Consider the following 18,973-nt stretch of genomic DNA (forward strand, 5'->3'; position numbering starts at 1 on the left):
TTGGCCCGGTGTCATGCCGACGCTGGCGGAACGGGTGCACTGCCGGAGTGTAGTCTGTCTGAATGGAGGTGAACACCTCTCGTCGGGTTTGGCTATGGCTTTGTCAACTTGGCCAGCCAAGTCGACAACACTGAAATAATGCCACCTTATCCCGCCGGCCTGTTTCGCAAGGGACACGGTTCCGGGGCCGGCCTCCCCTGTCACGGCAGAGATGCCCTGATGATGTCCGCGAACGCGCTGATTGCGTCGTCCTCTGCGAACTTGCCGCGCACGACCGCTGCAGAGAGCCCTTCTCCCGCAACGACCAATCCAATGCACAGGCGGTTGCGGAGCAACGGCGCCTGCGGAAGATCGACAGCCTCAAGAAGCAGATCGCCAAGCTCGAAAAGCTGACGTTCTAACCGCCCCTATTCCTAGAGGACACGCACAATGACCCAAGAACTGGTGACGTTCACGATCCGCTACCGAGCCACGAAGGAAGAGGCGCAAGCCCTCATGGAGGACGAGCGGGCGCGCGTCCTGTCATGGGACGACGTGTTTGTCCGGCGAGACGCCGCAGAGGCCGACAGGAAAGCCTTCATGGAGGCGCTGAAGCCATTCGCCAAGTTCGGAGCCGAACCGCCGCAGCCCGGCTTCATTACTCGCGACGTGCATATCAGCTACCTTCGTGAGGCCGCTAAGCTGATGGATTGCCTTCGCTCTGAGGCGGAAGGGAAGGGCAAGCCATGACCGAACGCATTCTACGCCAAATCCCCATGGTGCACCTATACGGGCAACCATCATGGCGTGACGACGCGCATATCATCGGCAACCGTGCCGGATTGGAATCCCTTCGTGACGCCATCGACAAGGCGCTTAAGACCGGCGCCGAAGAGGCTGAGGTGTTTGCGACCGATGGGGAAGGGTACGGCATCCAGGTCGTGGAACTGAACGACGCCATCCTGGACGACATGCGGCCGCCCTACACCGATCCGGAAGCCAAGGAGATGTTTGACCAGTCGTGGCCAGACGTGGTGCGGGAGTTTTTGCGCGACTGGAGCGGCAAGCGACGGGCAGGGCATGGCGCTTAATTTTCCGCCACACCATAACGACATAGGCCGCTCCGTGTTGGACGGCCTTGTTGTTTCTGCGAGACGCTCATCCGGCATCGGGAAAGCTGGACCAGCGGATCAAATGACATCCTATTTTGGGAAATTTTCAACTGGTGCCACCGGATAGAAGTGTCAGTGAATTGCGCAAAGTAGGGATGTCAGTGGGAGAGACTTCGGCTTGGCGATGTAGCCGGCCTTCTTCGGCATATCTGGCATGGATGCCTTCGGGCTCGGCGGCGCGGTCAAGCCCCATCGCCGCTCTGCGGTGCGCCGCAGGCGCAGGGCTTGACGACGCCGCCAATCGCCGAGCCATCATCCTGCTGCCAGAAATGCCGGCAGCACCGGGGCTTTGCTCAGCCGGCCGTGCAGGCGCTGTCGGGCGGGCGGCCGTCCCGCTTGCCCCGCCCCGTCTTGCGATAGCCGTTCTTTTCGCTGTTGGTCTTCACTCGGGGCGGCGGCCGGCTCTCCTGCATCTCTTTCACTTCCGCCAGCACAGCGCTCAGCCGCTTGTTCTCCACGACGTCGGCCTGGGTGACCCGCTGGTCCTTGTCAAAGGCCCGATAAGACAAAGCCGCCCCCTTCCACCGCACCTCCAACCGGCCGTCGGCGTAGGCGTAGGTATCGACATACTGGCCAACCAGCCCCTGCGTCAGTTCAGTCTCCTCCAGCATGATCAGCTTGCGCTCGTAGGACAGCGTCAGTTGCTGCCCGACATGGCGCTGTTCGCGCCAGCACAGCACCTGGCGCAGCCGATCCGGCGCCATGGTCAGCGGCCGGTGCAGATCGTCCGGACGGGCAGGGGGGATGGCAAAGCGGGCGTTGAACCGTTCCATGAAGCCGGGCAGGAAGGCGTTGCCCGCCTCAATGCCGGTGACGCCGGCCAGCCGCAACTCCTTCACCAGCCGGTCCTGCAGCGTCCGGTTCACCCGTTCGACCCGCCCTTTGGCCTGACTGGAGTTGGCACACAGGATTTCGATATTCAGCTCCGCCAAAGCCCGGCCGAACTGCGTCATGCCCTGGCCGCCCTTTGCCTCGCGCTGCGAAACCCGGAACACCGAGTCTTTGTCCGAGTAGAAGGCCAGCGGCCGGCCATGGGCGTTCAGATAGCCCTCCAGCGCCTCGAAGTAGGAAAAGGCGCTCTCCGACCGGGCAAAGCGAAGCTGCATCAGCCGGCCCGTCGCATCGTCGATGAACACCAGAAGCGTGCAGGGTTCGGCGCGATCCTCGAACCAGCAGTGCTCGCTGCCGTCGATCTGGATCAACTCGCCGAACCGCTCGCGGCGCAGACGGGGAGGGTGAAACTGCCGGCGCTGCCGGCGCGACAGCCACAAACCAGCCGCCGCCATCCACTGGCGCAACGTCTCGCGCGAGACCGTCAGCCCATGCCTGTCCCGCAGCATCTCCGCCGCCAAGGTCGGGCCGAAATCGCCATACCGGCTGCGAACCAGCTCCAGCGCGCGCTCCCGCACATCATCGCCAAGCCGCCGGTTCGACGAACGGCCGCGACCCCGGTGAACCAGAGCACCGCCGCCACCCGCCTTGTAGCGCGCCAGAAGCCGCCACACCTGCCGCTCGCTCAAACCAAGAACCGACGCCGCCGATCCGACCCCGCGGCGACCGCTCAGCACCTCGCCGAGAACCTCGACGCGTTGCAAGTCCCGTTCGCTCATCGTTATCCAGCCCATCGCCAGCCTCCCAGCCGTCGAAAACCCGACGGAAGACTGACAGTTCTATGTTGCGAGGGACTGACATTTTGACATTGCGCGCGGAATCAAGCTGAAGTGCGACAACACGTTTTTGTTGATCGGGCGGCCTGCTTTTTATCGATCGCGTCAGGAGAGGAGAGCTCGTACCGGTAGTCCATAGGCTTGATCCGCGCGCCTCCATCGCGATGGCGGATCAAGCCTGTGGACCCACCGGTGCGAGCGGCGGGGCAGGGGAGGCCTGCTGGTTTCACGGCCTCTCATGGCGCTCAGGCGTAGCTGGTATTCACCGCCCGATCTTCGAAGCCGCCAGATTGACCGCAAAGACTTCGGCTGGCGTCCTGTAGTCAAGGCAGCGGCGTGGCGTATTGTTGAGCCGCTTCGCGAGGGCGGCAAGTGCTGAGCCATTGCGCTCCGCTACAGGGATGCCCAGAGGCAAATATCGCCGCAAACGTCCGTTGGCATTTTCAACGCCACCTTTCTGCCAGGGACTGTGCGGATTGCAAAAGTAACTGTCCAACGATAGGCTTTTGTAGGACAGAAACTCCGTTCCCCGGTCAAAAGTAATGGTCCGGCATGCATGATGTGGAAATTTGCCAAGCACTGTTGCGATCCGGCTGATCACCTCGGCTGAGCGACGATCCTCATTGGCTATGAGGATGTGGTATCGGCTCTGACGCTCCTGAAGAGACGTGATGTTGGATTTTCCGAACTGAGGGCTGAAGATCACCAAGTCACATTCCCAGTGCCCGAAACTCTGCCGGGTCTCCACCTCGGCCGGACGATTGGCGATCGAGCGCTCGGCGGGAATCGGACTGCTGCGTGGTTTGCGACCCATACGCTTGCGGCGCCGACGCCGGGCGACGGCCAAAAGCGCATAGAGATTGAGGGTTTTCCCTTCCGGTCCATAGATGAAGCGGTAGATCGTCTCGTGCGACACTGTTGCGCCATCAGAAGCATCCAGTTTGAGGCGGCCAGCAATCTGTTGCGGCGACCAGCCCTCGCGCAGCTTGGCGATCACGTGGTCGCGCAGAACCGGCTTGAGCGTCAGTTTCAATCGACGCCGAGAGCGTCGATCACGGGCATACTTCTGGGCGCTGGTGCAGAAGTAGCCCTTGTACTCCTGGCCCCAGCGATCCCGGAACGGGTCGTGATAGAAGTTGCGCCGGATTTCCCGGTGGATGGTCGACCGGTGACGGCCCAAAGCCTCGGCGATCACCGTCACCGGCATCTTGGCGTCGCGCATGTCCTGGATGCGGCGGCGCTCTGCGAAATCGATCTGCGAATAATGTTCACCCATCAGCGCTCACGACCCGTAAAGCCCTGTGATTACAAGAAAGTTGCACTTCAGAATAGAACCTACCCCGCTTACACACCAAAAACGCATAAGGAGCCTTACGTCAGAAAATCTTGCGCACACCAGATGTTGATTGCGCAAGATTTCATCTGAGGCGATCTAGAACTTATCATAAGTACGCTTTGGGCGTCCACTGGAGACTCGGAGCCGGTCACGTACGGAGTTCGCGTAAGAGCGCATCGCAAAGAGCTTTTCAGCCTTCGTCATGTCCTCGCGTTCGGCGATGAACTTGATTTGGGTGCCTAGGCCGATGAGCATATCTGCGGCTTGCTTCATGCCGGGCAGATCGGTGACGGGAAGTTCTATCCGGACGGCCCGGCCAAGCAACGCCCGCTCCGCCTCTGTTAGCTCTCCGGCTTCGATCTTGCGTGCTTTTCTCACGGCGTCCCACTGTTCAACGTCGATCTGGACCATAGCGTGCCCTTTCCAGCGCCGGGCGTAACCGGCGCCTCCGTGTTAGCTGGTATGAGGGGATTGCGTTTGGTGTGGCGTGAAAGCCACTCAGGTGCGCTTGCCGGCCAATGCCTCAGACACGCGGCCGATGGTGGTCCGCGTCGCGTTGGCGATGTCGTGATAGCTGGCGCCGGGGTTGGCGGCGGCATATGCGCGGATGTCGTCTGCTGCGCTCTTGCCCCTGCGCTGTGGCGGTGTGCGCTGCACGGGCTTCCGTCGATGCAGGTCCAGTTCCCAGCGGCGGAGATGCTGCGCCAGATCGGCGGGGTTGATCTGCCCGGCTTCAACGCGTGACGCCACCACAAGCATCTCTCCGCGCACTTCAGGTATCGTTGCCATGCTTTCCATCCAGGGCTTTTCGTAGGGCTTCAGTGAGGGCGGGGTCGCGCCAGTTGGCGTATCGAGCGCGTATCTGCCGGGCTCCGCGTCGGAGGGCGGACGCCCGTCTCTCAAGGTCGTCCGCCTCCAGCATCATCGCATCGGCCCGCGCCAGTTCTGCGGCGGGGTCTTCTGACACTAGCCCTCCCCGCCGGTCTGGCCGGCGGCCTCCCGCTCCCGCATTAGAGACACCGCCGCCCAAGCGCGTCCTCGGCGCGCTTCCGCCTCACGATCAGCGATGCGGCGTCTCATGTCGCAAGAAACCCACCCTGGTATGGTGTCGTCCGTCTCAGCGGCTCGTGCGCGGGTGATGAGGTCAGCGGTCATGGTGGGGCTCCTGGGGATGGCAGAACTCGGTCACGCCCGGCAGGAGGCCCCAGTCATCCGGGCATCCGTAATAGGGCAGGCCGGTGTCCATCGTCGGCGGCATGCGTCGGTCGAGCATGATGACAAGGTGGTCCGCCTCCATCTCCGCCTCTTGCTGTCGGCAGATTTCGCCCCAATAGACCGAGGATGCCTCCTCGGCCGCTTTAGTCGGGCCAAGGAACCATCCCTGCGCATCGACCATGCTGTCCGATCCAGGGCAGGAGTATTCGCCGGTTTCGTCCTGAGTGGGGCGACACTTTTTCTCCGCCTGCCCCTCAGTCCTAGCGCCGCACCTCGGGCACGCGCTACGCTTGGTCTGTCGCATGGTCGCGATCAGTTCGGGGGTGATCAGGTCAGCGGCCATTGCCGTCCTCCTTCGTCTGCAGGGCTGCGCGGGCGATGCCGTCAACCTCTCGGATGTGGGCGAAGAAGCCCTTCATCACATCGACGGCTTGGCTGTCGCTCTGGATGGCGTATCCGGCGAACGGCGATATGCACTTTCTCAGCGCCTCCCGCAGCGCCCTCTCCCGCTCCTGCGAGGCGGACAGCGCGGCCCGGTGCTTTGCCGCCCCCCGCATCGCCGCGCGCCACAGCCTTTCGTGACGCGACGCTGATGCCGCATGGCGGGCAGTGGCCTCTTCGGCCCGGTCGGCGCGCTGCGTCTCTCCGGTGAGACCGATCTGCCAACCGATGCCGGCGACTTCCTGCTCGTGCTCCTCCAGCATGGCGACGCAATCAGCGAGCGTGTAGCCGTGCAGGTCGTCCATCGGCGCCCCGGTTAGAGCCCCCACAATGGCGATCAGGCGGGAGACGCCCTCGCGCTCGTCTTCCTCCTTCAGCCGCTCGTTCTCTGCCGTGAGCGCATCGGTCAGCGCCTCTTCCTGCGTGGCAGTGGCGGCGACGGGGGCGGGAGGGGCGGCCTTCAGCATGGCGGCATAGACATTCTCGCTGCACAGGTCAGAGCCTCCGGCCTCAATCAAATCTCCGCCGATGATAGCCATGTCGGTAGACGGGATGATTGGGACCAGCTTCCAGCCCATCGGCACGGCCAGCGCAGGGGAGGACAGGGCCGGCGGAGTGGCGCGGCAGTCCTTGCACAGGATCGGCGTATCGCCCAATCCCAGCGCCTGCAGCCCGTCCTTGATCGTGTCTTCGGCGTCGTACACGACCTTGCAATCGCAGCGGTCGCAGCGGATGTAATCGGCTTTTGCCATGGTCATTGTCCTCAGTGCGCCAGCCATAGGCGGCGCGGGGTGGTCAGGCGGCCGGGCTGACGGGTTCCTGTGTCCAGGCGTAATACCGGCGGCGAATGGCGTCGAAGGTCGCGGCGGCGTCGAGATCAACGTCCAGCTCCGTCTTGCTACGGATGCCGCATTCCTCCTTGATGAACTGGTCAGCAGCGGCCTTATCGGCGCAGCCGTAGGGGTAGTGGGCTTCGATCCATTTCCAGAAAAGCGGTTCGCCTATCATCATCCCCGCGCGGTTGGCATTCGTGGTGGGGCGGCGTTCCTTGGGCTCGGCAGGGGCGGCGGCCTGCGGCTCCGGTTCGGTGGCAGGCGTGGCGTCTGCCTTGGCTTCCTCTCTCGCTACCGGGATAAAAAGGACCATGAACTCTTCCCCGTCCTTGGGGCTGCAATGAGCCCCCTTGAACGGGTGAGTGACGGGGTTGTCCAGCGGGTCGGCGGAAGCGTCCAGGCGGATGCTGGCGTTCATGCCGCGGGCGTTGTCGGACCAGTTGGTGAGGCGCACGCGGCCGGCGAACACAGCGCCACCGGCACGGAGGGCGTTAAAGGCTTCCGTCAGTCTGTCAGACATTGCACGCCTCCTGCATCTGGTCGAGGGCGTCGCGGCGCCAGTCACCCTTGCGCGGGCCTGCGTATTTGTTGCGCGACTTCTTCGAGCGCTTCAGGTAAGCCGTGATGAGGTGATCGCGGCTTTTGTTGTAGACCACGATGAAGTGCCTACCCATGAAGCTGACTTCGGCTTCGGCGATGCTCTCCATGCGGGTCTTGGTGATCTTGGCGTTTCGGTCGCCGTCGCGAACCATGCGCTTGAGTTCGCCAAGCTCGTTCGGCCCAACCTGGATATCGGCGCGTTCCTCCAGTCGTTCGGCGACGTGTGAGGCTTGCGGCGGAGGTGCCGGCAGGTCGTTGATGGCCGCTTCGATAGAGGCGGACAGGGCCGGCTTCTCCACGCGCTCATCGGCAGGCAGGGTCGGGGCTTCTTCGATCCTGCGGCGCTCTGCGGCGACGGCGGCGGCATAGATGCTGTCGTAGGTCTCAGCGTCCAGCTTGCGGCGCGCAATCTCCATGAAGCGATGGGCTATGGTCATCGGTCGTTCTCCGGCATAGCGGCGCGGGCGTTCAGCGAACGCCACGCCCTGTCTCCCCCGGCAAGCCATGCTCGGTAGCGGCGCCGTAGGAAGGGCTTCACGATGTTTTCGGTGATCCAGACGGCAACGCCACGCGGGTCCGTGTCACAGGATTGGTGGCATGTCCCACAGAGGAACAGCACGGCATCATCCCCATTTTTGAGGGCCATGCCGCCGCCCTGTTCGGTGTTGACGTGGGCCGCCACCACAGCCCCGTGCCACAGTTGCCCGCAGCACTCGCACGCACGGTTTTGTGCGCTGTCCAGATAGGCGCGGTCCCTGATGCGCTCCGGCTCGCCAAAGGCAAGGGCGGACTTGTCGATACGCCCCGGCTTGCGGCCTCCCTTCGGAAAGGGAAGCGCGCTTGTGTCGATGCCGGTGGGCTGGCGCTTGGCGGTGGTGCGGCAGAGCATGGCCTACTCCGCCGCGTTCGCCGGGACGGTCAGCGCGGCCTTGCGCTCGTCCTTAGCCTTCGTCAGTTCGTCGAACAGCACGGGCGGAAGGTCGCGGGCGTGCTTGTAGTGCTCTTTCCAGAAGGCGCCAAGCTCGTCGATGTTCGCGGCCATGTCGATGCCCATGCGGATCGTGGCGGCGGCGGCGCGCTCTCCGTCGCTTATCGGCTGGCCGACGTTCTCCTGGGTCTTGTCGTAGAGTGCGAGGCCGAACGGGTTGCCGAACGTCATCATCGCGCGCTTCATCGCGTCGGTCTCGGCTTCCTTGGCCGCGCTCTCGATAGCGTCGTACATGTCTCCCATGGTGCCGTTGCCGTGCCCGGTGCCTTCCCTCACCACGCCATTCACGGTGACGCGGACCTTGGCTTCGTAGCCAATCTTCCAGTTCCGCAGGACTTCGCCGCTCTCGCGGTCGATCAGCGGCTTGCCGTCGCGGTCCTTGCGGTCAAGCTGGTAGCGGCACACCTCGCGGCAATAGATCGTTTCGCGCTCCCAAGCATCGAAGCCGAAAATGCGGTTGGCTTCGGCGATGACGTGCCAGCCTTCAATATAGGCCAGCGAACGGCCGGACTGAGACCGCGACTTGACGTTCCTTTTGTCAAGCTTGTCGCTGAGTTGGACGATCTGCGCTTCGGTGAAGCGGGCGGTGACGGGGCTGGTCATGGTCAAACCACCGTGGTTTCAGTGTGGACGGTCACACCCGGCAAATCGCGCGATCCAGCGGAGACGAGGCGCGCGGCGAGCGTGTCAAGAAAGGCGTTCAGTTCGGCGGCGTGGTTCGCCCACACATGACGGGCAAAGGCGCGGGCGTCGGTGACTTCGGCGCGGTAGATGGTGCGGGTCGAGACGGCGCGGCCGATGGTGCTGTTGCCGGCCTTGGCGCCGTCCTTCTCCGCCTTCTTCGCGGCGGCGTCGGCCTTCTTCGCCTCCTTCAGCAGCGCTTCGGCGGCGGCGGTCTCTTCGAGGTTGGCGGCGTCGCGGGAGCGGATCGCCTCTTCCGCGGCCTTGCGCTTCTCGTCAGCTTCCCGGCGGGCGGCTTCAGCGGCGGCGGCCTTCTCGGCTTCGACCTTCTGGAGCCACGGTGCCAGAGCCTTCTTGCAGGCATCGGCGGCCAGCTTGGCGCGCTCCAGAACCGGCTTGTACTGCGCATCGACGGCGCGTCCGGCTTTAAGGTGCGGTTCCTTTTCTGCCGTGCGGGCGGCGTCGGCGGCCTTCTCAGCGGCGCGGAGCATGTTCAGCAGGTTGGCGATGCCGTCCGCCAGTTCTTGGCTATCGACCTTGGCGCCGTCCAGCCAGAGCGAGGCTTCTTCGTAGAGCTTTGAGACTTCCGCTTCTGCCTTCTCGAAGGCGTTGGGGGCGGGGCCGCCGTTGTGACCGATGCCGGCGATGGGCTGAGCGTCGTCGGTCTGGATACGGGCGATGGCATTCATTGGCGGAAACTCATCGGCTCGGTGTTGTTGAACAGACCGACGACATCGGACCCGGCGTCGATCAGGCAGGCGTCCACCCATTCCAGCCCTTCCACTCCATCGGCGATCAGCTTGCGGATGTCGGCATGGACGGCAGCGATGGACTTGTGAGCGGCGGAGAGGATTTCGCGCTGGTCAGGGTCAAGGCGGATGGTGTGGGCCATGGCGGTCAGTCCTTTTTCGGAGAGTTGTCGCGAAGCCACTGCTTGCCGGCATCGGTGATCTGGAAGGTGATTTCGCCGTGTCGCCTGAATGGCAGGGCCTGCATGTGTCCTGATTGGTTGGCGTTCCAGCACAGTGCGCGCACTTGGTCGTCTCGATAGCGGCGACTGACAACAAAGCGCCCACCGTTGGACAGAGCGACGCGCAGCACCTTGAGGCGATCCCATGCCGGCTTGGCAGTCACGGTCTGGCGCTCCTATTCGGCGGCGACGGAGTAGGCGGGGGCGGCGTGCTGAGCAACGAAGCGATCCAGAGCGGCCATGCAGTCATCGACCGACCCGTGACCGATCTCTTCGGCCTTGGGCCAAGCATGCGGATCGGGCCGCCAGTAGCGCATGAGGAAGGCGGTCGCCTTGTGGTCCATGTCGATGACGTGGCCGATGGTCAGGGCGAACTTGTCGCCGGTAGCGACCTGCGCATCGAAAATGCGGCGCAGAGCTTCGTCGGTGGTCAGGCTCATATCAGCGCTCCTATGATGCGGCCGGCTGCCCACAGCGCACCTTCGGCGGTCAGGACGGCGGCGGTGATGAGGATGAAGCGGCTCATTGCGGCCTCACGCGGTCGAGCGGCACGCGGCCCTGACCCATGACCCACACCACAGGCGTGGCGCCGAACAGATGCGCCTTGCTGGCGGTGACGGTGGAGACGCGGCGGAATGGTGCGGCGTGGTAGGTGACGGGCTTGCCAACCGGGTTGTCGGCGTTGAAGCGCTCAACCTGCATGCGGCTGGTGGAGAGGGTGGGGGAAGTCACAGGAGGTCTCCATTCCAAGCGAGGCGCCATTCATGGACCGCAAAAATCCCGAAGGACCGAGCTAGGCCCCACTGACCAAGCGCGAAGAAGGTGGCGATGCCGGACAAGCCAATGGCGGCGACGAGCGGCGTTACACAGGCCAAGGCGACGCGACGCCCAAGAAGGCTGACGGTGGGGAGGCGCATGGGCGTCACTCCCCACGGGCTGCGGCGATGGCATCACGCGCAACGGCCTGGAGGTCGCGGTAGAAGTCCCACGGGTCGCCAATGCAAGTGGCGAAGTCCAACGGATCGGCGATCTGCTCAAGCGCCTTCCGGTACTTCTCCGCCGCGCTCTCCGCCCCCCCCAGCATCGCGTCGATCTGCTCGGGGGTCTCGGTGACCAAATATTGACCCTCTTTCAACACGGTATCGACATAGGTACCGCTGAGCCGAGAGGTTTTGCCGACCTTTGTTGAATAGTTGCTCTCGTCACCAAGGCAGTATCCAATGATGTGGTTAGTGTTGATCCGGATCGGGGCATCCGGATCGGGGCCAACGTTGAAGCGGGCGTTGGTCAGGGTGATGAACTTCGCCATCGGTCAGCCCTCCACGGTGGAGGTGGCCGAAGAGAGGGCGGCGCGGCCGGCATCGGTCAGGGTGTAGCTGATCCGGCTGACACTCACGATCAGGCCGTCTTGCTCGGCCGCCCGAATGGTCGCCGTCTTGATGCCTTCGCTGACGAGGTACATGACGTTCTCCGTGCAGGCGTGATCGCGCTTGATGAGGCGGAGGAGGTCGTGGCGCTGCTTGTCCATGTCGTCTGTCTCCAGATTGCGTGCTGTCCGCAGCCCGCCGGTGACGGGCTAGGGACAGCGCCCGGATGACGCTCCGGGCCGGCGATCAGTCCGGCTTCTTGCTCTGCGATGCTCGGAACTCATCCAACCACCACTGCGGAGGACGGGTGTCCTTGATCGACTGGCACACGCCGTTGTGCTTGTCGGTGCCATCGACCCGCGCGCCACATGCCGGGCATTCCGGGTCTTCTTCTTCGCTGCGGCACGGGCAGTACAGCGGCCTTGTCATCGTCGTGTCCTTGCTTGTTGAAATGCCCGCCGGACGTCTTTGCAGAGCCCGGCGGCAGTCGGGGAGGACGCCCATGTGGGCAGGTGGACGCGGCGGGGCCGCGAAACTGGTTAGGCGGCGCGGGCAGGGTTGAGTTCGGCGACGGTCACGTAGTCCTTGCCGGTCGCCTCGGCCTGTCGGATCAGGCTCGAATAGCCGTGGATTTCTTGGATGCGCTCACGAGGTTCCGCCTTGCGAACCGAGACGTAGAGGCACGTTCCGTCCGTGTAGACGATGGCGCTCAGGTTCTTGACGCGCTCGGCGCGCTTCTCAGTGATGACTTCGCGATGGACGATCCGGCTCTGCGACGAGCGGTAACCGGACCATTCTCCTTCAATGACAAAGCGGGCCATGGTGTCGTCCTCTATGGATTGGCGTTGGGGAGGGTCAGGCGGCGAAGGACTTCGCGGCGGCGTAGAGCGGATGACCCGGCAGCAGGCGGATGCAGTCGACTTCGAAGTAGTCTTCCCGGCCGTCGCTGTTGTTCTCGACAGTCAGGGCGCTGCGGAACTCGGCGGGGAAACAACCGCTCTTGCTGCGGAGCTTGATGGTCTCGGCCGGGACGCTAGCGATCCAGGGGCCGGCGTCGATGCGGATGCCCGCGCGCTTGCCGTTGACGGTCAGGGTGGTCTTGCTGAGCTTGGCGGTCATTTCGGCCCCCGGTGTGGAGCGCGTGCTCCGTGTTTCCGATGGGGGTAGTTGTAACTCAGATTTCTGAGACGGTCAACGCCAAAACTCAGAATTCTGAGTTATTTTTTCGTCGGGCTGAATGTCATAATCGGTTGCGCTCAGCCGCCACGGCTCGCGCTTCTGGATGGGGGATGCAATGCGTAAGGTTTGGCTGGTGGTGGCCCTGGTGCTAGCGGGGCCAGCAATGGCGGAGACACAAAATGGATTGGTCGAAGCGCTACGTCAGGAAGCGCCCGCTACCCGCGCCATGCTCCGCGATGCATCAGATTTCTGCAAAGAGGCGGTGCTCCCAACTACAGGGAGACGGGATCAGACAAGATGCGCAGACAAGATGGTGATTGCCGAAGAGGCACTGACTCAGCAGGTTGTAAAGAACTCATGGAAAGAGCTTAGGTCTGCCGAATTCATGGCGGTTGCCTCTGGAATGTTGAGCCTTGAAGAAGGGCGATCTTCCGCTGGGAAGGCTATCCCGCTTTTCATTAACTTCCTGTCAGCCCTTGACGCCGCAGACCAGCCGGCAAAGCCGAAGAAGAAGCAGTAGCCTCATTCACTTGTGGAGAATTTATATGGAAAAGAAGCTTCTGGCGATCATCGCCAAACACAGCCGCGCCACTGGTCACGCCGATGGGAAAGCCGTCCAGGCAGAATACGGACCCGGCTTTGATGCGGCCTTCACTGCGATCTTGCAGAAAGGCTACGTGCAAAGCTCGGGGCCAGTTGGCTCTATCACTTTGTCGGCGTCCGGGCGTTACGCTGCCGAAAGCTGATCGTCTGTCGTCAGCAGTTCCAGTTCAAATGGCCGCGTGATTTCCAATACCAGGGTGGGGGCCGGGAAGTTCGGCCCGCCACCGATCTGCACCGATACCCGGCTGGCGCCGATCTGAGCGCCGATGTCCTCGCCAGTGTCAGCATCAATGACGCGGGTGAGAGGATGGCTTCCGTTGCCGATGACCTTGAGCTTACGCATGGCATGTCTCCATACAGAGAGGGGCGTCTCTGTTTGTAGACTCTTTGGCGCATTCGAGCAACGAACCGCCGCTTCCTAACGCCACAGTAGCTGGTGCGACAACACGCCGCACGTCACATTTGGTCAATTCGTATCTTGCACATCAGACTGGCCTAAAGCCTGCAAACGTTGGCATTTTGCGAATTCGGATGTTGACTGTCTGGCTTGGTAAAAGACTGAACCGTTGCAATCCCGCATACCGCGTTATGCACGTTACAGGGGCGTAACCAAAACGGCGTACACACAAAGGTAACGTATTGGCTAGTATATGGGCATTCCACGGTGCCCAACCGATGGAAGGGCGGCCGGTCTGCTGGTAACAGGCCGGCACGCCTTTAGCGAACGTAGTGCATTCGCCCAGGGTATTGTCCCAGCGCCACAAGCGCTTGGGGCTGGGTCTCACCTGTCCATGCCTTCCGGAGGCTGGGTCATAATGCACACGGTTTGCCAATGATAAGCAAAGATCACACTGGGGTATGCACCTATTGCCGCAGCGCTGCGATGGGTCTTTCGCGATTATCTCTTGCAATTTGAGAAAAATGCGAGACACGCGATTAGGACGCAACTCTTCCCGTTGCGACAGTGTTCCCAATTTGTTCTAATGGGTGCCGACAAATGATGATGGAGCGTACCGTGGGGCTGAGCGAAGAAGATGTGTCGTGGGTCAACCTGTCGCGCTCGCTTGACACTGAGTTGCGAGAGGCATTCATCCGCGCTGCTGAAGCTATTGCTTCCGGGCGTCCTGCTGAGCCGTTTGTGCCGCGACAAGCCATGCCGCTAGCTCTTGCTTCTTAGATGCATCCATGTGGCGGAGGGCGGCGACCAAGCGCATGTCGTCCTCAGTCAGCATGGCCGGTGTTTCCCCAAGCATCACCGACACCGGAATGCCGGCGGCAACGGCTAGGGCGTCGATTTTCTCCAGCGTCAAGCTGCGTGTGCGCCCCGCCAGGAACTCATGGACGGTGGACGATTTGAAGCCAGCACGCCGGCACCACTCGGCTAGGTCATCGACCTGCCCCGAGGCTTTAAGGCGCGCAAGCGTGGATTTGAGCGCTTCGCGGTAACGGTCCATCCGATCCTCTGTCATGCGGGCATGATGCCCATGTCTCAGAAAAATGCGATCACAGCATTCTGAGTTTTGCGGTTGACCGTCTCAGAATTCTGAGATAACGTCTCCCCATGATCGAACAAACGCTTCAAACCATCCGCTCCGTTGTGAAGGCCAAGGGCTGGACCCCGGCTGAGCTCGCCCGCAAGGCCGGCGTGTCGTGGGCAACCGTGGCGAACATGGAGAGCGAAGACTGGAGCCCGACCGTCAAGACCCTGCGGAACATTGAGCGGGCGATTGAGGGGAAGGCCCCGGTGAAATCCCCGCGCACCCGTAAAGCCCACGCCAGCCACGGAGCCCACGCATGAGCGACCTGACCGTCATAAACTTCCATGGCGCCGATCTGGTCGCCATCAAAGGCGCTGACCAAGCTAGCACGCTGGTCGCCATGAAGCCCGTCGCCGAAGGCATGGGCCTGTCGTGGCAGCCCCAGCACCGCAAGCTGATGGAGCACCCCGTCCTTTCCACCTGCGTCACCATCAGGATGATGCAGATGCCGGGGGATATCCAATCGCGCGAGTGGTTCTTCCTCCCTTTGGACAAGCTGAATTTCTGGCTCGCCACGATCCAGCCGAACCGCGTGACCGATGAAGCCGTCAAGGCCAAGGTCATCGACTACCAGCGGGAATGCGCCGACGTCCTGTTCGCGCACTTCTTCGCCAAGGCCGGCGGCGACGTTCCCGCCAAGCCGGACGAAATGCTCCGCCGCATGGACGGTATGCTCCGCATGCTGTCCCACAAGGGCACTGTGACGGAGAAGGCCGTCGTCAGCCTGCAGGAAGACGTTGCCTCGCTCGCGTCCATCGTCCGTGACTTGGTGAAGTGCGCTGACGGTCGGCTGGCGGTGATCGACGCCGTTCCCGCGCTCCAAATCGCCACGGATGCCAAGGTTCCGAAGGCTGGCCGCCGTCCCATCGTTCAGGAAATCAGCCGCAAGCTGACGCGCTTCTGCGCCGATCACGGCTACGTCGTCCGCCGGGATGCACGGGGCACGAAGCTCTACACCGTCAATGCGGTGAACGAATGGCGCTTGTCGGGCGGTGACAGCCTGATCCGCAAGCTGGTGGCTGCGAACACCGTGATCGGCCCGCTCTTCGCCATCCGCGGCGGCAAAGACCAGCCTTCCGCCTGATCCCAGAAACACCAAGGGCCGCCCCGTCGCCAAACAGAGTGCGGCCCTGTGGTTGAACACATGATGGAGCGTACTATGCCCGAACAGCATATCACACTGCAAGCCTACCGCGCCTCCGGGGTCAGCGTCACGGACGCAGACGGTTGGCGCTCCTACCTCTCCGGTGGAGACCCCCGCCACTTTTGGACCGCCATCGGCTTTCAGGCTGTGTTGGGTCTGGTGGCGCTGCATGTGGCGACCGGCCGGGCGGCGGAAGAGGGGCTGACGTTCATCGGCGCGGCTTTGGCGATCATGGCCGTTGCCAGCGTTCTCGGCATCGCCGCCGTGTACCTGCTGATGGGTATCGCCCGCTTCGCCCATGCCGCTGCCCTTACTGTTTGGGGGCTGTGAGATGCTCCCCCATAGCCAAACTCTCCAGGTGCCGTGCCCAGCCGATCATTTCGTTGCGGGCGTCGGGACTGTCTTCATCGGCCGCAGCCTGCCGCAAGATGGTGGCGTGGACCAAAGCATCAATCGGATTGGCGAGTGGCAAAGTCGGTTCCCTTTCGTCGCGCTGGTAACGCATTTCGATGCAGATGGCCGTCGCCATGAAGCGGCACCACAGCCATCCGCCGACCTGATGGAAGGACGCCTCCTTTCTGTTCCACTCGGCTCGTTCCAGGCCGTTGGCGGGGCAGGGCGGCGTGTCGAGTGCGACGACGGCACCCATGGCTCAGCCTTTCTTTCCGAAGGTGTCGACCACGGCGATAGCCAGTCCTTCGGCTTCTGGAGCGCGGTTGGTGATGCTCCCCAGCGTTTCCAGGGTGAGGATGATGCAGGCGACCAAGCGTTCTTCGTTGGTGCCCTTCCGCGACTTGTGCGGCTGACCGATCCGCTCGCTTCCCGCCTCGCTCATGGCTTCCTCTCCGTGTTTCTGCGCTGCGGAAAGTATGTTCCGGGGGGTGCGCTATGACCACGAAAAGCCCCCGTCGCGCCGTGTCGGGAAATGACGACGGCATGGTGATTACGGCCGGCGCCGTTCGGTTCGCTCGCAAGCGTTGGCCGTTCAAGGTCGCCGCCAATCTCGCTGCGGTGCTGCGCATCAGCGAACGGCAGGCCGAGCGGCTGGTGGAGGAAAAGCGGCCCTGGAGCCTGCGGCACATCGGCCGGATGACTGCAGTCTTCGGCATGGAGTTTGTCGCCACCGTCTTCCACCCACTGGCAGCCAGAGAAGCACATGCCGAACACATTGCCGTCCGCGAATACCTCGCGCGCCAACGGGCCGCGAACGAAGAGAAGCGCATCGTGGAAAGGGAAGTTGCGGCTTCTTCTGGTGCGGTTGGCAAACGGCCTTCTCTCGCTGTCCGAACGGCTGGGGCAACGAGCCGACTGATCGCCAAGCTGGCGCGCCGCCGTCATCCGGAGGCCGCAGCATGACCCACGAAACACCACCCGCCGGGGATAGCCAGCCTACCCACCCGGCGCAGACTGGCGGGGCCGAGACAGCAGACCTTGGCCCCGCCTCCTTCTCCCCATCCCCCAATGACCGCGCCGCCGATGCGTGGCGCTGCGAAACGAACCCGGACGATCTGCCATGACCAAGCCTAAGAACGCATCCAAGAAAGAACTCTGCGCCACCGATCAGAACGCCCCGCTCCGCGCCCGCATTCGGCTGGTGTTCCAGCCCGGAATGACGATCACGGAGATCGCGCGCAAGACGCAGGCGGAAGTGTCGAAGGTCAAAGAGGCCGTCCAGAAGCTCCGGAAGCGTGGCGAGATCACCTGCGACGTGCCGCACAACCTGCCGGGCCATGCGCTGCGCAAGGAGTTCTCCGGCCCGACGATCACGGCAGAGATGCGGGCCAACTTCTGCCGGGCGGTTCCGGAAGACATGGCCGCTCAGATCGCCGCGTTTCCGATGAAGAAGGTCACGAAGCTGCCGCCGGCTGGATACCAGTCCAACTTCCCGCAGTTGCTCGGCTCCAAATCCGCGTGGGTGGGGTGAGCCATGACCGGACGCGCTTGCACCGCCAACCCATTCCTGCCGGGTAACTGGTCACCGACTGTCGCCGAAGTGGATGCCCGCCCGAAACAGCGCGGCAATTGGGCGACGATCCGCCCGACCGTCTACCCCAACCACGCCGCCCCCACCGTCACTGAGCGTGACCGCGCGTCCATCGCTGCGGCGCTGCACAAGGCTCGTCGCTTCGACAGCGCCGGCCGGGAGATTGTGTGATGAAGAAAGACGAAGCCCGCCGCGCCCTGATCGCCGAACTGCACGCGCAAGGCATGAACGATGTCGAGATTGGCGAGCGCCTTGGCGTGTCTAAATCGGCGATCTGCCTGATCCGCCGGGACATGGGGTTGCCGGCCCTGACGCGCGGCGGCCACAAGCAGCTTGTCAGTGACGCCGACCTAATCGCCTGGGACGCGGCTGGGTTGAGCCGGAAGGAGATGTGCGAGCGGTCTGGCGCCACTCCAAGAACCATCACCAAGCGCCTGTGGGAACTCAAGAAGCGCAACCGGCCGCCGGTCTCCAAGGACTGGTTTGACGAGCCTGAGCCCACGATCACTGGCGACGAACTGTTCCTGTCGGCCTTCAAGTCCGTCCGCGTGGCTCTGCCGGCCAACTCCCGGCGGGCTGAGGGCGCTAACCGCGACGGACGGATTGTCGGGCTTCCCGTGATGATGTCGGCGTCCTCCAGCCTGTGCATGGGGGCGTGACAATGGCCGCGCCAGAAAAGGCCATCCACATGGCCGTTGCCCGCTACCTGTCCATGTCCCTGCCGCTGCGTGCTGTCTGGCACCACTCTCCGAACGGTGGCAGCCGTCATGTGCTGGAGGCAAAAGCCTTCCGGGACATGGGCACCCGCGCCGGCTGGCCTGACATCGAAATCGTGTGGGACGGGCGCGTTCACTTCATCGAGTTGAAGGCCGAAAAGGGCCGCCTCTCCCCGGCACAGAAGGAAGTCCACGCCGCCCTGACTGCGGCTGGCGCGACTGTCTCTGTGTGCCGCTCTATCGAAGATACCGAAAACGCGCTGCGCAGCCTGGGAATACCGCTGCGCGCCAGCATTCAGAGGATTGCAGCATGAGTGACGTTGGTGGAATTGCCGCTGAGCGGCTGAAAAGCTTTGTCGAGCGGATCGAAAAGCTTGAGGAAGAAAAAGCCGGCATCTCTGAGTACGTGAAGGAAATCTATGCCGAGGCGAAGGGCACGGGTTTCGACACCAAAATCATTCGGCAGATCATCCGCCTGCGGAAGATGGACAAAGCTGATCGGCAGGAAGCAGAGGCAATCCTTGAACTCTACAAGGAAGCCCTTGGGATGGCGGAGTGAA

The 18,973-nt window shown here is 63.0% G+C and carries 36 protein-coding genes and 1 pseudogene; 13 read left to right on the forward strand and 24 right to left on the reverse strand.

All coding sequences use genetic code 11. From position 1 onward, the window contains the following. Window positions 1-429: 429 nt before the first annotated feature. Together M5E06_RS17495 and M5E06_RS17500 are read left to right on the forward strand one after the other, a co-directional pair. The gene (locus M5E06_RS17495; protein WP_252139253.1) at window positions 430-729 is read left to right on the forward strand and encodes a hypothetical protein; all 300 of its coding nucleotides are present in this window, start codon (window positions 430-432) and stop codon (window positions 727-729) included. Beyond that, window positions 726-1,070 (forward strand): hypothetical protein, encoded by a 345-nt coding sequence (locus M5E06_RS17500; RefSeq protein WP_252139254.1) that lies wholly within the window; start codon window positions 726-728, stop codon window positions 1,068-1,070. Before M5E06_RS17495 ends, M5E06_RS17500 begins: the two co-directional genes overlap by 4 nt. Before the next feature lie 374 nt (window positions 1,071-1,444). Here the strand turns inward: M5E06_RS17500 and M5E06_RS17505 are convergent, their stop codons facing one another. The 20 genes and pseudogenes from M5E06_RS17505 to M5E06_RS17600 all read right to left on the reverse strand — a co-directional run bounded on the left by M5E06_RS17505 (window position 1,445) and on the right by M5E06_RS17600 (window position 12,368). Then, window positions 1,445-2,776, reverse strand: coding sequence for an ISNCY family transposase (locus M5E06_RS17505; RefSeq protein WP_502801989.1), 1,332 nt, complete (start codon window positions 2,774-2,776; stop codon window positions 1,445-1,447). Window positions 2,777-2,923: 147 nt separating this feature from the next. Then, window positions 2,924-4,094: pseudogene (locus tag M5E06_RS17510) on the reverse strand (IS30 family transposase). A 156-nt stretch (window positions 4,095-4,250) separates the two neighbouring features. After that, window positions 4,251-4,565: a hypothetical protein gene (locus tag M5E06_RS17515; RefSeq protein WP_252139255.1), complete on the reverse strand. Its 315-nt coding sequence runs from the start codon at window positions 4,563-4,565 to the stop codon at window positions 4,251-4,253. A gap of 87 nt (window positions 4,566-4,652) precedes the next feature. After that, complete coding sequence (locus M5E06_RS17520) at window positions 4,653-4,904, reverse strand: hypothetical protein (RefSeq protein WP_252139256.1); 252 nt, start codon at window positions 4,902-4,904, stop codon at window positions 4,653-4,655. 394 nt (window positions 4,905-5,298) lie between these two features. Then, window positions 5,299-5,712: a hypothetical protein gene (locus tag M5E06_RS17525; RefSeq protein ID WP_252139257.1), complete on the reverse strand. Its 414-nt coding sequence runs from the start codon at window positions 5,710-5,712 to the stop codon at window positions 5,299-5,301. Further along, on the reverse strand, window positions 5,702-6,562 hold the full coding sequence (locus tag M5E06_RS17530; RefSeq protein WP_252139258.1) for a hypothetical protein: 861 nt from the start codon (window positions 6,560-6,562) through the stop codon (window positions 5,702-5,704). The genes M5E06_RS17525 and M5E06_RS17530 overlap by 11 nt, the downstream gene beginning before the upstream one ends. A gap of 43 nt (window positions 6,563-6,605) precedes the next feature. Continuing rightward, the gene (locus tag M5E06_RS17535; RefSeq protein ID WP_252139259.1) at window positions 6,606-7,163 is read right to left on the reverse strand and encodes a hypothetical protein; all 558 of its coding nucleotides are present in this window, start codon (window positions 7,161-7,163) and stop codon (window positions 6,606-6,608) included. Continuing rightward, a complete protein-coding gene (locus tag M5E06_RS17540; protein ID WP_252139260.1) occupies window positions 7,156-7,680 on the reverse strand; it encodes a hypothetical protein in 525 nt (174 codons plus the stop codon). The genes M5E06_RS17535 and M5E06_RS17540 overlap by 8 nt, the downstream gene beginning before the upstream one ends. Further along, window positions 7,677-8,132 (reverse strand): hypothetical protein, encoded by a 456-nt coding sequence (locus M5E06_RS17545; RefSeq protein WP_252139261.1) that lies wholly within the window; start codon window positions 8,130-8,132, stop codon window positions 7,677-7,679. Before M5E06_RS17545 ends, M5E06_RS17540 begins: the two co-directional genes overlap by 4 nt. Before the next feature lie 3 nt (window positions 8,133-8,135). Further along, window positions 8,136-8,834 carry an RAD52 family DNA repair protein gene (locus M5E06_RS17550; protein WP_252139262.1) on the reverse strand — a complete coding sequence of 233 codons (699 nt, stop codon included), beginning with the start codon at window positions 8,832-8,834 and terminating at the stop codon, window positions 8,136-8,138. 2 nt (window positions 8,835-8,836) lie between these two features. Continuing rightward, window positions 8,837-9,601: a hypothetical protein gene (locus tag M5E06_RS17555; protein ID WP_252139263.1), complete on the reverse strand. Its 765-nt coding sequence runs from the start codon at window positions 9,599-9,601 to the stop codon at window positions 8,837-8,839. Then, window positions 9,598-9,804, reverse strand: a complete 207-nt coding sequence (locus M5E06_RS17560) for a hypothetical protein (protein WP_252139264.1) — start codon at window positions 9,802-9,804, stop codon at window positions 9,598-9,600. Before M5E06_RS17560 ends, M5E06_RS17555 begins: the two co-directional genes overlap by 4 nt. A gap of 5 nt (window positions 9,805-9,809) precedes the next feature. Then, window positions 9,810-10,046, reverse strand: coding sequence for a hypothetical protein (locus tag M5E06_RS17565; protein ID WP_252139265.1), 237 nt, complete (start codon window positions 10,044-10,046; stop codon window positions 9,810-9,812). A gap of 12 nt (window positions 10,047-10,058) precedes the next feature. Next, window positions 10,059-10,322: a hypothetical protein gene (locus M5E06_RS17570; RefSeq protein WP_252139266.1), complete on the reverse strand. Its 264-nt coding sequence runs from the start codon at window positions 10,320-10,322 to the stop codon at window positions 10,059-10,061. Window positions 10,323-10,404: 82 nt separating this feature from the next. Next, window positions 10,405-10,614: a hypothetical protein gene (locus tag M5E06_RS17575; RefSeq protein WP_252139267.1), complete on the reverse strand. Its 210-nt coding sequence runs from the start codon at window positions 10,612-10,614 to the stop codon at window positions 10,405-10,407. Between the two features lie 190 nt (window positions 10,615-10,804). After that, entirely contained in the window at window positions 10,805-11,191 is a 387-nt protein-coding gene (locus M5E06_RS17580) for a hypothetical protein (RefSeq protein WP_252139268.1), read from the reverse strand. A gap of 3 nt (window positions 11,192-11,194) precedes the next feature. Further along, window positions 11,195-11,410 carry a hypothetical protein gene (locus tag M5E06_RS17585; RefSeq protein WP_252139269.1) on the reverse strand — a complete coding sequence of 72 codons (216 nt, stop codon included), beginning with the start codon at window positions 11,408-11,410 and terminating at the stop codon, window positions 11,195-11,197. 85 nt (window positions 11,411-11,495) lie between these two features. Beyond that, entirely contained in the window at window positions 11,496-11,678 is a 183-nt protein-coding gene (locus M5E06_RS17590) for a hypothetical protein (RefSeq protein WP_252139270.1), read from the reverse strand. A gap of 110 nt (window positions 11,679-11,788) precedes the next feature. After that, window positions 11,789-12,070 (reverse strand): hypothetical protein, encoded by a 282-nt coding sequence (locus M5E06_RS17595; RefSeq protein ID WP_252139271.1) that lies wholly within the window; start codon window positions 12,068-12,070, stop codon window positions 11,789-11,791. A 34-nt stretch (window positions 12,071-12,104) separates the two neighbouring features. Next, window positions 12,105-12,368: a hypothetical protein gene (locus M5E06_RS17600; RefSeq protein ID WP_252139272.1), complete on the reverse strand. Its 264-nt coding sequence runs from the start codon at window positions 12,366-12,368 to the stop codon at window positions 12,105-12,107. Between the two features lie 175 nt (window positions 12,369-12,543). On the opposite strand from M5E06_RS17600, the gene M5E06_RS17605 reads away from it, so the two are divergent. Both M5E06_RS17605 and M5E06_RS17610 read left to right on the forward strand, forming a co-directional pair. After that, window positions 12,544-12,948: a hypothetical protein gene (locus M5E06_RS17605; RefSeq protein WP_252139273.1), complete on the forward strand. Its 405-nt coding sequence runs from the start codon at window positions 12,544-12,546 to the stop codon at window positions 12,946-12,948. Window positions 12,949-12,973: 25 nt separating this feature from the next. After that, a complete protein-coding gene (locus M5E06_RS17610; protein WP_252139274.1) occupies window positions 12,974-13,174 on the forward strand; it encodes a hypothetical protein in 201 nt (66 codons plus the stop codon). Here the strand turns inward: M5E06_RS17610 and M5E06_RS17615 are convergent. Both M5E06_RS17615 and M5E06_RS17620 read right to left on the reverse strand, forming a co-directional pair. After that, window positions 13,156-13,374: a hypothetical protein gene (locus M5E06_RS17615; RefSeq protein WP_252139275.1), complete on the reverse strand. Its 219-nt coding sequence runs from the start codon at window positions 13,372-13,374 to the stop codon at window positions 13,156-13,158. The genes M5E06_RS17610 and M5E06_RS17615 overlap by 19 nt on opposite strands. Window positions 13,375-14,137: 763 nt before the next feature. Continuing rightward, complete coding sequence (locus M5E06_RS17620; RefSeq protein ID WP_252139276.1) at window positions 14,138-14,485, reverse strand: hypothetical protein; 348 nt, start codon at window positions 14,483-14,485, stop codon at window positions 14,138-14,140. Window positions 14,486-14,592: 107 nt separating this feature from the next. On the opposite strand from M5E06_RS17620, the gene M5E06_RS17625 reads away from it, so the two are divergent. The 3 genes from M5E06_RS17625 to M5E06_RS17635 all read left to right on the forward strand — a co-directional run bounded on the left by M5E06_RS17625 (window position 14,593) and on the right by M5E06_RS17635 (window position 16,043). Beyond that, window positions 14,593-14,829: a helix-turn-helix domain-containing protein gene (locus M5E06_RS17625; protein ID WP_252139277.1), complete on the forward strand. Its 237-nt coding sequence runs from the start codon at window positions 14,593-14,595 to the stop codon at window positions 14,827-14,829. Next, entirely contained in the window at window positions 14,826-15,653 is an 828-nt protein-coding gene (locus tag M5E06_RS17630) for a phage antirepressor N-terminal domain-containing protein (protein ID WP_252139278.1), read from the forward strand. Before M5E06_RS17625 ends, M5E06_RS17630 begins: the two co-directional genes overlap by 4 nt. Before the next feature lie 75 nt (window positions 15,654-15,728). After that, on the forward strand, window positions 15,729-16,043 hold the full coding sequence (locus M5E06_RS17635; protein WP_252139279.1) for a hypothetical protein: 315 nt from the start codon (window positions 15,729-15,731) through the stop codon (window positions 16,041-16,043). On the opposite strand, the gene M5E06_RS17640 is transcribed toward M5E06_RS17635, so the two are convergent. Continuing rightward, complete coding sequence (locus M5E06_RS17640; RefSeq protein ID WP_252139280.1) at window positions 16,024-16,362, reverse strand: hypothetical protein; 339 nt, start codon at window positions 16,360-16,362, stop codon at window positions 16,024-16,026. The genes M5E06_RS17635 and M5E06_RS17640 overlap by 20 nt on opposite strands. Before the next feature lie 3 nt (window positions 16,363-16,365). Then, entirely contained in the window at window positions 16,366-16,548 is a 183-nt protein-coding gene (locus tag M5E06_RS17645; RefSeq protein ID WP_136702169.1) for a hypothetical protein, read from the reverse strand. A gap of 53 nt (window positions 16,549-16,601) precedes the next feature. Here M5E06_RS17645 and M5E06_RS17650 point away from each other — a divergent pair, with 53 nt between their 5' ends. From M5E06_RS17650 to M5E06_RS17675, 6 genes are all read left to right on the forward strand, one after another. Further along, window positions 16,602-17,069 carry a hypothetical protein gene (locus M5E06_RS17650; RefSeq protein WP_252139281.1) on the forward strand — a complete coding sequence of 156 codons (468 nt, stop codon included), beginning with the start codon at window positions 16,602-16,604 and terminating at the stop codon, window positions 17,067-17,069. Between the two features lie 157 nt (window positions 17,070-17,226). Next, window positions 17,227-17,637 carry a hypothetical protein gene (locus tag M5E06_RS17655; protein ID WP_252139282.1) on the forward strand — a complete coding sequence of 137 codons (411 nt, stop codon included), beginning with the start codon at window positions 17,227-17,229 and terminating at the stop codon, window positions 17,635-17,637. Window positions 17,638-17,640: 3 nt separating this feature from the next. Beyond that, on the forward strand, window positions 17,641-17,868 hold the full coding sequence (locus M5E06_RS17660; protein WP_252139283.1) for a hypothetical protein: 228 nt from the start codon (window positions 17,641-17,643) through the stop codon (window positions 17,866-17,868). Continuing rightward, window positions 17,868-18,356, forward strand: coding sequence for a helix-turn-helix domain-containing protein (locus tag M5E06_RS17665; protein WP_252139372.1), 489 nt, complete (start codon window positions 17,868-17,870; stop codon window positions 18,354-18,356). Before M5E06_RS17660 ends, M5E06_RS17665 begins: the two co-directional genes overlap by 1 nt. A gap of 2 nt (window positions 18,357-18,358) precedes the next feature. After that, window positions 18,359-18,727 carry a VRR-NUC domain-containing protein gene (locus tag M5E06_RS17670; RefSeq protein WP_252139284.1) on the forward strand — a complete coding sequence of 123 codons (369 nt, stop codon included), beginning with the start codon at window positions 18,359-18,361 and terminating at the stop codon, window positions 18,725-18,727. Further along, window positions 18,724-18,972 (forward strand): DUF2312 domain-containing protein, encoded by a 249-nt coding sequence (locus M5E06_RS17675; RefSeq protein ID WP_252139285.1) that lies wholly within the window; start codon window positions 18,724-18,726, stop codon window positions 18,970-18,972. The genes M5E06_RS17670 and M5E06_RS17675 overlap by 4 nt, the downstream gene beginning before the upstream one ends. Window position 18,973: the final 1 nt, after the last annotated feature.

Source organism: Azospirillum sp. A1-3 (assembly GCF_023806445.1).
GTDB lineage: Bacteria > Pseudomonadota > Alphaproteobacteria > Azospirillales > Azospirillaceae > Azospirillum.

Coding starts and splice junctions, on each gene's coding strand:
- M5E06_RS17545 (WP_252139261.1), bottom strand. CDS start 8,132: ATGCTCTGCCGCACCACCGCCAAGCGCCAGCCCACCGGCATCGACACA.
- M5E06_RS17650 (WP_252139281.1), top strand. CDS start 16,602: ATGACCACGAAAAGCCCCCGTCGCGCCGTGTCGGGAAATGACGACGGC.
- M5E06_RS17540 (WP_252139260.1), bottom strand. CDS start 7,680: ATGACCATAGCCCATCGCTTCATGGAGATTGCGCGCCGCAAGCTGGAC.
- M5E06_RS17535 (WP_252139259.1), bottom strand. CDS start 7,163: ATGTCTGACAGACTGACGGAAGCCTTTAACGCCCTCCGTGCCGGTGGC.
- M5E06_RS17635 (WP_252139279.1), top strand. CDS start 15,729: ATGCCCGAACAGCATATCACACTGCAAGCCTACCGCGCCTCCGGGGTC.
- M5E06_RS17515 (WP_252139255.1), bottom strand. CDS start 4,565: ATGGTCCAGATCGACGTTGAACAGTGGGACGCCGTGAGAAAAGCACGC.
- M5E06_RS17555 (WP_252139263.1), bottom strand. CDS start 9,601: ATGAATGCCATCGCCCGTATCCAGACCGACGACGCTCAGCCCATCGCC.
- M5E06_RS17605 (WP_252139273.1), top strand. CDS start 12,544: ATGCGTAAGGTTTGGCTGGTGGTGGCCCTGGTGCTAGCGGGGCCAGCA.
- M5E06_RS17645 (WP_136702169.1), bottom strand. CDS start 16,548: ATGAGCGAGGCGGGAAGCGAGCGGATCGGTCAGCCGCACAAGTCGCGG.
- M5E06_RS17560 (WP_252139264.1), bottom strand. CDS start 9,804: ATGGCCCACACCATCCGCCTTGACCCTGACCAGCGCGAAATCCTCTCC.
- M5E06_RS17640 (WP_252139280.1), bottom strand. CDS start 16,362: ATGGGTGCCGTCGTCGCACTCGACACGCCGCCCTGCCCCGCCAACGGC.
- M5E06_RS17620 (WP_252139276.1), bottom strand. CDS start 14,485: ATGGACCGTTACCGCGAAGCGCTCAAATCCACGCTTGCGCGCCTTAAA.
- M5E06_RS17660 (WP_252139283.1), top strand. CDS start 17,641: ATGACCGGACGCGCTTGCACCGCCAACCCATTCCTGCCGGGTAACTGG.
- M5E06_RS17665 (WP_252139372.1), top strand. CDS start 17,868: ATGAAGAAAGACGAAGCCCGCCGCGCCCTGATCGCCGAACTGCACGCG.
- M5E06_RS17595 (WP_252139271.1), bottom strand. CDS start 12,070: ATGGCCCGCTTTGTCATTGAAGGAGAATGGTCCGGTTACCGCTCGTCG.
- M5E06_RS17630 (WP_252139278.1), top strand. CDS start 14,826: ATGAGCGACCTGACCGTCATAAACTTCCATGGCGCCGATCTGGTCGCC.
- M5E06_RS17495 (WP_252139253.1), top strand. CDS start 430: ATGACCCAAGAACTGGTGACGTTCACGATCCGCTACCGAGCCACGAAG.
- M5E06_RS17655 (WP_252139282.1), top strand. CDS start 17,227: ATGACCAAGCCTAAGAACGCATCCAAGAAAGAACTCTGCGCCACCGAT.
- M5E06_RS17615 (WP_252139275.1), bottom strand. CDS start 13,374: ATGCGTAAGCTCAAGGTCATCGGCAACGGAAGCCATCCTCTCACCCGC.
- M5E06_RS17550 (WP_252139262.1), bottom strand. CDS start 8,834: ATGACCAGCCCCGTCACCGCCCGCTTCACCGAAGCGCAGATCGTCCAA.
- M5E06_RS17530 (WP_252139258.1), bottom strand. CDS start 6,562: ATGGCAAAAGCCGATTACATCCGCTGCGACCGCTGCGATTGCAAGGTC.
- M5E06_RS17675 (WP_252139285.1), top strand. CDS start 18,724: ATGAGTGACGTTGGTGGAATTGCCGCTGAGCGGCTGAAAAGCTTTGTC.
- M5E06_RS17670 (WP_252139284.1), top strand. CDS start 18,359: ATGGCCGCGCCAGAAAAGGCCATCCACATGGCCGTTGCCCGCTACCTG.
- M5E06_RS17585 (WP_252139269.1), bottom strand. CDS start 11,410: ATGGACAAGCAGCGCCACGACCTCCTCCGCCTCATCAAGCGCGATCAC.
- M5E06_RS17625 (WP_252139277.1), top strand. CDS start 14,593: ATGATCGAACAAACGCTTCAAACCATCCGCTCCGTTGTGAAGGCCAAG.
- M5E06_RS17505 (WP_502801989.1), bottom strand. CDS start 2,776: ATGGGCTGGATAACGATGAGCGAACGGGACTTGCAACGCGTCGAGGTT.
- M5E06_RS17525 (WP_252139257.1), bottom strand. CDS start 5,712: ATGGCCGCTGACCTGATCACCCCCGAACTGATCGCGACCATGCGACAG.
- M5E06_RS17580 (WP_252139268.1), bottom strand. CDS start 11,191: ATGGCGAAGTTCATCACCCTGACCAACGCCCGCTTCAACGTTGGCCCC.
- M5E06_RS17570 (WP_252139266.1), bottom strand. CDS start 10,322: ATGAGCCTGACCACCGACGAAGCTCTGCGCCGCATTTTCGATGCGCAG.
- M5E06_RS17610 (WP_252139274.1), top strand. CDS start 12,974: ATGGAAAAGAAGCTTCTGGCGATCATCGCCAAACACAGCCGCGCCACT.
- M5E06_RS17590 (WP_252139270.1), bottom strand. CDS start 11,678: ATGACAAGGCCGCTGTACTGCCCGTGCCGCAGCGAAGAAGAAGACCCG.
- M5E06_RS17500 (WP_252139254.1), top strand. CDS start 726: ATGACCGAACGCATTCTACGCCAAATCCCCATGGTGCACCTATACGGG.
- M5E06_RS17600 (WP_252139272.1), bottom strand. CDS start 12,368: ATGACCGCCAAGCTCAGCAAGACCACCCTGACCGTCAACGGCAAGCGC.